The organism is Janthinobacterium sp. CG_23.3 (assembly GCF_046115965.1).
Lineage (GTDB): Bacteria > Pseudomonadota > Gammaproteobacteria > Burkholderiales > Burkholderiaceae_D > Janthinobacterium.
The window spans coordinates 1-7,301 of the sequence record NZ_JBJXIB010000190.1; the positions used below are offsets into that span (position 1 = coordinate 1).

Consider the following 7,301-nt stretch of genomic DNA (forward strand, 5'->3'; position numbering starts at 1 on the left):
GTTTTTTGTTTTTAGGGATCGGGTATAGGTAGGAAAGTGTGTGCGAGGGGTGGTTGTTCCTGTGGGGTGGGTTGCATGGGTGGTGGCCCTCCTCCGCCCCCCCCCCCCCCCCCCCCGGCACCGGTCGCACTACAGGCCGTAGATGATAGTGCTGACGTCGTCGTACAGCGGATACACGGCGCTGGACGGATTGAGCCAGCCGATCACGTCAAAGTGGTCGTAGCCGCGGTAGTAGCCCAGATAGTTCCATGCGCCGCGCACCGAGCTGCCGTCGTAGTTGCGCTGCGGCTGTCCGGACGGCGCCTTCATGCTGACAGTGTTGACCACGCCGTCGTTGGGGAACCAGCTGCTGTCGATCAGCACCCGCCCGCTGCCCGACTGGGTGTACGAACCCATGCCTGGTTGCAGGATGGACGGCACCACCCATTCGCCGGCGGTGGGTTTACTGAAGAAAATCATGTCGTTGCGCGCGTAGCGATAAGCGGCGCTCTGGAAAGGCGCGATGACCCGGTCGGTATTGTTGCAGCATGGCGCGCCCGGTTCGGTGGCGTCGCCGCCGACCGAATAGTAATAGACGTTGGGCGAGGTCTTGACCCAGCCGTTGAGTTCCTTGGCGCCGTCCGGCCCCAGTTCCCATTGCGCCGAGTTGTGGTTGGCCAGCGCCCAGAACGGCGCGCCCTTGATGCGCTCAAGGAAGTCGCGGAACGATTCGGCCGGTCCTTGCGCCAGGCCGAATTGTTCCAGCCGGAACTTGTAGATCGGATTGTTGCTGCCGCCAAGGCCGGCGACCTCGACGATCTGGCCGGCCAGCTCCGAGACCTTCGGCACGTAGTCGACAATGACGTCGCGCAAGGTGGTGCCGTTGTGCGGCGTGGAAATGGTGGTGGCGCTCTTGACCCAGCCGGTCTTGCCGCCGGCGTACAGCGCGCCGTCGCCCTCGCTGCCGTTCGGCGGGCCGTTTTCCAGCAATTGGATCAGCGTGCGGACGGTCTGGCCGCCCTGGCTGTGCGCCACCAGGTGGATCGGATGGCTGGCGTCCCAGGCGGGGTAGAGCGCCAGCGGGTAATGGTTCGGATTGTTGGCCGGGTCGGCCGCCCAGCATTTGCCGGCCGGCTTTTGCAGCGCGCCGAACGCGGCCGAGCTGGCGGTGTGGCGCGCGCCGTAGTCGGCGCAACCGCCTTTGACCTGGTAGAACAGCTCCACCGCGCGGTCCCAGTTGGAACTGACCGGGCCGACCGCCGCCGCGAACACCTGGTGGTTGCCGTTGAAGCTACGCATATGCGCGGCGACGTCGTTGTTGCCGCCCCAGTAGTGGAAGCCGCTGCCCTGCAATTCGTCGGGTCCGAAGCCGAGGAAGCCGTGGACCAGCACCACCGGGTAATTGTTGGCGGCCAGCGCTTGCGGCGCCGACGCCAGCGCGGATGCGCCAATTGCGATGCCTGCCAGCAGCTTTACCGTCCGTGCCAATGCGAATGTCATCATTTTTGTCTCCTCAGAAGGTTACGCGCGATCAAATTTGATCAGCGAGTAATCAGAGTTCAACATAAACGAAAAAAGTTAACTACAATTCATCATTGCCTTGCAAGCCAACCTACGGACCGTGCGAGCCACGCCCGGGCGTTGGTCGCGCGGCGCGATGTTCGTTTGGATTCGTGTATAAAACCACAGGCGGGCGGCGCGGCAACGCCGTCATGCAACGCGCTCGTCGGGGATTTCCAGCCCCTGTTTGCGGATTTCCTCAAGGAACAGGCGTGCGCCCTTGCTCAGCCGGGGCGAGCCGTACACCGCGTGCATGCTCGGGTCTACCGCCTTCGACGAGGCCAGCCGGTACGCCGCGCACACCTTGACCAGCTTGCCCGCGGCCAGCGCCGGCTCGGCCAGCCAGCTGGCCAGCCGGGCGATGCCGGCGGCCTCCGTCGCCGCTTGGAAGGTGGCGATGCCGGAGGTGAAGCGGTGGCGCGGCTTGATGGTGTTGCTCAGGCTGCGTTCGGCGGAAACGAAATGCCAGTCGCGCAGGATGCGCGGGGCGGTGTGCATGATAACGTCGTGGCCGGCCAGTTCTTCCGGCTCGCGCGGCGTGCCCCTGCGCGACAGGTAGTCCGGGGCGGCGTACAGATAGCGTCGGTAGTTCCACAGCGGGTAGCCGATCAGCTCGCTCGACTTGGGGAAGGCGCCGCGGATCGCGAAGTCGAGCTTTTCCTCGATCGGATCGATGCTCTTGTCGGAGAAACGGATGTCGATCTGCACGTTTGGGTAGGCCCGGGAAAAGCGCGCCACCGTTTTTGGCAAGAATCCCAGCGCCAAGATCTCCGGCGCCGAAATGCGCACCCAGCCCTGCGGGGTGCTGCCCAGCTCGGCCAACTGGTCCTGCGCCTCCGCCTGGGTCTCCAGCAGGTGCTTGGCGAAGGCGTAGTAGCAGTCGCCGGCGGCGGTCAAGGTCAGCTGCTTCTGGGTACGCAGGATCAGCTCGGCGCCAATGGCCTCTTCCAGGTGCTGGATCGCGCGCGTCACCGCGCTTGGCGAACAGCCCAGCGCGCGCGCCGCGTGGACGAAGCTGCCCTTGTCGACGACCGTGCAAAAGGTCCCGATTTCCCACATCAGTTTGATCGACATGCCGCCGCGGCTCCGCTGTTTTGTTTCAAGACGCAATTGTACAAGTTTAGACGCTTGCGTTTTCCGCAACGTGGCGTTGCATCCAGATTCAATGGCGGCGCCCTATACTCGTTTCGTTGCCCCACATCACTTCAGGAAACCATGGTCACCATTTCGCTGCTATGCATGTTCGCGTTTTTCGCCGGCTTGATTGACGCCGCCGTCGGCGGCGGCGGCCTGATCCAGATGCCGGCGCTGTTCAACCTGATGCCGTCGATGGCGTCGGCCCCCTTGATGGGCACGAATAAATTCGCCGCCTGCTGGGGCACGATATTCGCGGCCAAGTCCTATGTCGGCCGGGTGCGGGTGCCGTGGAAGCTGGTGTTGCCGGCGGCGGCGGCGGCCTTCGCCATGTCCTTCCTGGGCGCGATGGCGGTGTCGGCGGTGCCGCAGCACGTGGTGCGCCCGGTGGTGCTGGTGTTGCTGGTGGTGATGGCGGTCTACACCTTCATCAAGAAGGACTTCGGTAGCGTCCAGGTCGAGCGCGCCTTCGGCCGGCGCGAACGCGTGCTGACGGTGCTGATCGGCGGCGTCATCGGCTTTTACGACGGCCTGTTCGGTCCCGGCACCGGCAGTTTCCTGATTTTCCTGTTCATCCGCTTTTTCGCCTTCGACTTCCTGCTGGCGTCGGCCTGCGCGAAAGTCGTCAACATCGCCACCAACGTCGCCGCGCTGGCCTTCTTCATCCCCGCCGGCAATGTCATGTACGCCGTCGCCGTGCCCATGGCCGTCTGCAATATCCTGGGCGCGCTGACCGGCACCTGGATCGCCGTGCGGCGCGGCTCCGCCTTCGTGCGCGTGCTGTTCCTGTTTTTGCTGGTCACGCTGATCGTCAAGCTCGGCTACGACGTCTTCACCGGCCATTGATTGGATTTTCCTCGACCATGAAAAAGATTAAGGGTGTGCTGTGGGACAACGACGGCGTTCTGGTCAATACCGAACAGCTGTTCTATGAAACCAACCGGGAAGTGCTGCTCGAGCACGGCATTGCGTTGACGCGGAAACAGTTTTTCGACTGGTTTTTGTGTTACAGCTACGGCGCTTGGCATTTGCTGCAGCAAAAGGGGTATAGCGAACAGCGCATCGAGGCGCTGCGGCGGGAACGCAACCGGCGTTTCGGCGAGAAGTTGGCGCAGGCGGACAATCTGATCAACTCCAGCGTCGACGCCGTCCTGTCCGACCTGTGGCGGCGCGTGCCGATGGGCGTCGTCACCGGCAGCTTCCGCGAACACTTCGAACAAAGCCACCGCGACAGCAGGCTGGCCGGCTATTTCGACTTCGTCGTCTGGCGCGAAATGTATATCAACGAAAAGCCCGAGCCGGACAGCTATTTGATGGGGCTGGAGCGCCTGGGCTTGCCGGCGCACGCATGCCTGGCGGTGGAGGATTCGCCGCGCGGACTGCGCGCGGCCAACGCGGCGGGGCTCGAATGCATCGTCTTGCGCACCGACTTGACCCGGGGCCACGCCTTCGACGGCGCCTTTTGCGTGGTCGACTCGATGGACGAGCTGCGCACGGTGCTGGCGTCCTTCGTCGCCTGAGCGGACGCGGCAATCTAGAGGGCTTCCTCTGATTTGTGTCCGCCGCCGCCCCTTACAATTGGGCCAACCTTGCCACACATCGGAGACGGCGGCCCGCGATCCGGGCGCCCACTATCAAAATGACGAAACCGCAATTGCACTTTGCCCACGCCAACAGCTACCCGGCCGGCACCTACCGCCGCTTTTTCGACCTGCTGGGTCGGGATTTCCACATCCAGGCGCTCGACATGCACGCCCACAACCCGGAGTATCCGGTCGAGACCGGCTGGGGCGCGCTGGTGCAGGAGTACATCGACGAGCTGGAGTCGCGCTACCAGCAGCCGGTGATTTTGCTGGGCCACTCGCTGGGCGGCATGCTCAGTCTGATGGTGGCGAAGGCGCGGCCCGACCTGGTGCGCTGCGTGGTGCTGCTCGACTCGCCGGTGGTGGCGGGCTGGCGCGCGATGGTGCTGCGGCTGCTGCGCAACAGCGCGCTGGGCGAGCGCTACTTCTCGCCGGCGCGTTTTTCGGTGCGCCGGCGCAAGCTGTGGCCGGACGCCGAGGCCGCCTACCAGCACTTCGCGTCCAAGCAGATGTTCGCGGCCTGGGCGCCGCAGGTGCTGCGCGACTATATCGACAGCGGCCTGGCGCCGCATCCGCAGGGCATGCAGCTACGCTTCACGCGCGAAATCGAAACCGACGTCTACCGCAGTCTGCCGCACCACATCGGTAGCCTGGTGACGGGCAAGTACCCGGTGCCGATCGGCTTCATCGGCGGCACCGAGTCGGTCGAATGCCGCCAGGCGGGACTGGGGCCGACGCGCAAGCTGGTCGGGCGCTTCTTCCGCCAGATACCGGGCGGCCACCTGTTCCCGATGGAGTCGCCGGAGCGCGCCGCCAAGGAGACGCGCGAGATGATCGGGGCGTTGTTGGCGTCGAAGCGGTAATTGCGCAGCGAAAAGCGCCGCGGGGCGGGGCGGTACCGCGAAAAATGTGTCCAGCGGGCCATAAGCGCGGCCTTTTTCGCGTAAAATCGCGGTATTCGGGCCGGACGCCGCCATGGCGCCCGCCGCCCCCGCCTCTCCCTTGAAATTCTTAAGAAAATGCCTGTGCGATGACGATTAAAAGCGATAAATGGATACGCCGTATGGCGGCAGAAACCGGCATGATCTCGCCGTTCGAACCGAACCAGGTGCGCGCGGTCGACGGCAGAAAAGTCATCTCCTACGGTACCTCCTCGTACGGTTACGACATCCGCTGCGCCGACGAGTTCAAGATCTTCACGAACATCAACAGCACCATCGTCGATCCGAAAAACTTCGACTCGAACTCCTTCGTCGACGTCAAGAGCGACGTCTGCATTATTCCGCCGAACTCGTTCGCGCTGGCCCGCACCATTGAATTCTTCCGCATTCCGCGCAGCGTGCTGACGATCTGCCTGGGCAAATCGACCTACGCGCGCTGCGGCATCATCGTCAACGTGACGCCGTTCGAGCCGGAGTGGGAAGGCTACGTGACGCTGGAATTCTCCAACACCACGCCGCTGCCGGCCAAGATCTACGCCGGCGAAGGCTGCGCCCAGGTGCTGTTCTTTGAAAGCGACGAAGTGTGCGAAACCTCGTACAAAGACCGCGACGGCAAATACCAAGGGCAGAGCGGCGTCACGCTGCCGAAGGCGTAAGTTGCCCGAAAAACCGCCGGCATCCCCTGCCGGCGCTGCTCACCGCACATAGTCCGGTTCCCAAAATACTCCTGGAGTGACGAGGCCGCTGGCTTCGTCCAAGGCGGCGTAAATCCGCACGCGTAGATCTAATGGCGCGAAATCGCCCCATACTATCGGCTCGGAGAAGTGCGCAGAACGTAAACCAGGCAGCTTCGCCTGGAAGTTTTGTTCGTTCAATGCAAGCGAAATCGATGTCGGCACGGCCAATCCCTTCAGCATTGCCGGTGTAAAAGGCAAACCGTCAAAGCAGGTGATGACCTCGTCTGATTCGAACGTGACGGTTGCCTCGACGCGTGTGCGGATGGAGTAGGCACGGCATCACCTCACCACGGTTTGGCATCGGACCTTGAAATGCTGTTGACGACTGCAGCCGGCGCAGCGCTAGATCAGTTGCGCCATCAGCGTCAGCAGCGAGACGGCGCCGGCCACGCCCAAGGGCGGGCGGCTGGCCGGCGTCAGGAGACTTCGCGCGCCAGGCTCGCCGTCGGGCGCTGTTCGGCGGCCTGCTGCTGCGCCAGCCGGTCGCGTAGCGCGCTCAGGTCGGCCTCCAAGTGCGGGATGGTTTCCAGGCGCTGGTGGGCGCGCGCCAGCGCCGCGCCCAGCAATTCGCTGGCGCGCCGCTCGCGCGCCTTGTCGTGGCTGACCAGCGCCAACCGGTCTTCGAGGCGGGCGGCGGCGCCGGCCGTGGCGGCCTGCGCCGCCGCCATCGCCTGCAGGCGGCCGGCCTGGGCGCCAATGGTGTCGAGCTGGCGCAGCGTGATGCGCGCCAGTTCGGCGTTCTTGCGCTGCTGCTCGGCCAGTGCCGCCTCCAGCGCGGCGCGCGGCACGGCCACCGCGGCGGCGTCGGCGCTGGCGCCGCGCTCGCGACGCAGCGCGCGCCACAGGGTAAGCAAGCGGGCCGCAAGGCTGCTGCCGGGGAGGTTGTCGTTAACGGTGGCGCTGTTGCGTGCGGTGGTGGCGGTCATGGCATGGCTCCTTCGGTCCGTTGGCGCGCACACACTTGCGCGCGGCATTGCCCAGCGTGGTCGGCGCGGCGCCGGCCGGGTTCTGTGCATGTTGGGAACATCTGCTGCGCGGCGGATTGGGGCCGAAGGGGTAACACGGTTGCCGCGCGGGGAGGGCGGCGGAACGGGCTGGGTAACACGGGTCTCGGCAACGGGGCGGGGGGCGAGACCGACAGGCCGGCGCGGGCGCCTCATTGCTTGTCATAGTCGAAGCATAGCGATGAAATTCCTTTTGCGCAACTAATTTCCGTCGCAGTGTGGCGCTGCCGCGCTATATCGATATGCAAAACCCCGTATGGCATGTCCGGCAGGGTGAAACGCGTATCGATAGCGTGCCGGGGGGGGGGGAACAACGGAAGTTTCTTTGGCTCCCACCCCTAGGCCTCGCACCTCCCACGCCGC

8 protein-coding genes are annotated in these 7,301 nt (G+C 64.6%); 4 read left to right on the forward strand and 4 right to left on the reverse strand.

The window, feature by feature from the left end:
* Window positions 1-129: 129 nt before the first annotated feature.
* Both ACFDR9_RS26235 and ACFDR9_RS26240 read right to left on the reverse strand, forming a co-directional pair.
* Window positions 130-1,482: an esterase/lipase family protein gene (locus ACFDR9_RS26235; protein ID WP_409032878.1), complete on the reverse strand. Its 1,353-nt coding sequence runs from the start codon at window positions 1,480-1,482 to the stop codon at window positions 130-132.
* A 207-nt stretch (window positions 1,483-1,689) separates the two neighbouring features.
* A complete protein-coding gene (locus tag ACFDR9_RS26240; protein ID WP_409032879.1) occupies window positions 1,690-2,613 on the reverse strand; it encodes a LysR substrate-binding domain-containing protein in 924 nt (307 codons plus the stop codon).
* 141 nt (window positions 2,614-2,754) lie between these two features.
* Between ACFDR9_RS26240 and ACFDR9_RS26245 the strand changes: the two genes are divergently transcribed.
* The 4 genes from ACFDR9_RS26245 to dcd all read left to right on the forward strand — a co-directional run bounded on the left by ACFDR9_RS26245 (window position 2,755) and on the right by dcd (window position 5,853).
* On the forward strand, window positions 2,755-3,519 hold the full coding sequence (locus tag ACFDR9_RS26245) for a sulfite exporter TauE/SafE family protein (protein WP_409032880.1): 765 nt from the start codon (window positions 2,755-2,757) through the stop codon (window positions 3,517-3,519).
* A 17-nt stretch (window positions 3,520-3,536) separates the two neighbouring features.
* Entirely contained in the window at window positions 3,537-4,193 is a 657-nt protein-coding gene (locus tag ACFDR9_RS26250) for an HAD family phosphatase (protein ID WP_017875795.1), read from the forward strand.
* 119 nt (window positions 4,194-4,312) lie between these two features.
* Window positions 4,313-5,119 carry an alpha/beta fold hydrolase gene (locus tag ACFDR9_RS26255; RefSeq protein ID WP_409032881.1) on the forward strand — a complete coding sequence of 269 codons (807 nt, stop codon included), beginning with the start codon at window positions 4,313-4,315 and terminating at the stop codon, window positions 5,117-5,119.
* 167 nt (window positions 5,120-5,286) lie between these two features.
* Window positions 5,287-5,853: a dCTP deaminase gene (gene dcd, locus ACFDR9_RS26260; protein ID WP_026132672.1), complete on the forward strand. Its 567-nt coding sequence runs from the start codon at window positions 5,287-5,289 to the stop codon at window positions 5,851-5,853.
* A gap of 39 nt (window positions 5,854-5,892) precedes the next feature.
* On the opposite strand, the gene ACFDR9_RS26265 is transcribed toward dcd, so the two are convergent.
* Window positions 5,893-6,114: a hypothetical protein gene (locus tag ACFDR9_RS26265; RefSeq protein ID WP_409032882.1), complete on the reverse strand. Its 222-nt coding sequence runs from the start codon at window positions 6,112-6,114 to the stop codon at window positions 5,893-5,895.
* Between the two features lie 236 nt (window positions 6,115-6,350).
* Window positions 6,351-6,860, reverse strand: a complete 510-nt coding sequence (locus ACFDR9_RS26270; RefSeq protein WP_409032883.1) for a hypothetical protein — start codon at window positions 6,858-6,860, stop codon at window positions 6,351-6,353.
* Window positions 6,861-7,301 lie beyond the last annotated feature (441 nt).

What these genes read in the sequence shown, in the direction of transcription:
- ACFDR9_RS26245 (WP_409032880.1), top strand. Translation starts at nt 2,755, where the DNA reads ATGGTCACCATTTCGCTGCTATGCATGTTCGCGTTTTTCGCCGGCTTG.
- ACFDR9_RS26240 (WP_409032879.1), bottom strand. Translation starts at nt 2,613, where the DNA reads ATGTCGATCAAACTGATGTGGGAAATCGGGACCTTTTGCACGGTCGTC.
- ACFDR9_RS26255 (WP_409032881.1), top strand. Translation starts at nt 4,313, where the DNA reads ATGACGAAACCGCAATTGCACTTTGCCCACGCCAACAGCTACCCGGCC.
- ACFDR9_RS26235 (WP_409032878.1), bottom strand. Translation starts at nt 1,482, where the DNA reads ATGATGACATTCGCATTGGCACGGACGGTAAAGCTGCTGGCAGGCATC.
- ACFDR9_RS26250 (WP_017875795.1), top strand. Translation starts at nt 3,537, where the DNA reads ATGAAAAAGATTAAGGGTGTGCTGTGGGACAACGACGGCGTTCTGGTC.
- ACFDR9_RS26265 (WP_409032882.1), bottom strand. Translation starts at nt 6,114, where the DNA reads ATGCTGAAGGGATTGGCCGTGCCGACATCGATTTCGCTTGCATTGAAC.
- dcd (WP_026132672.1), top strand. Translation starts at nt 5,287, where the DNA reads ATGACGATTAAAAGCGATAAATGGATACGCCGTATGGCGGCAGAAACC.
- ACFDR9_RS26270 (WP_409032883.1), bottom strand. Translation starts at nt 6,860, where the DNA reads ATGACCGCCACCACCGCACGCAACAGCGCCACCGTTAACGACAACCTC.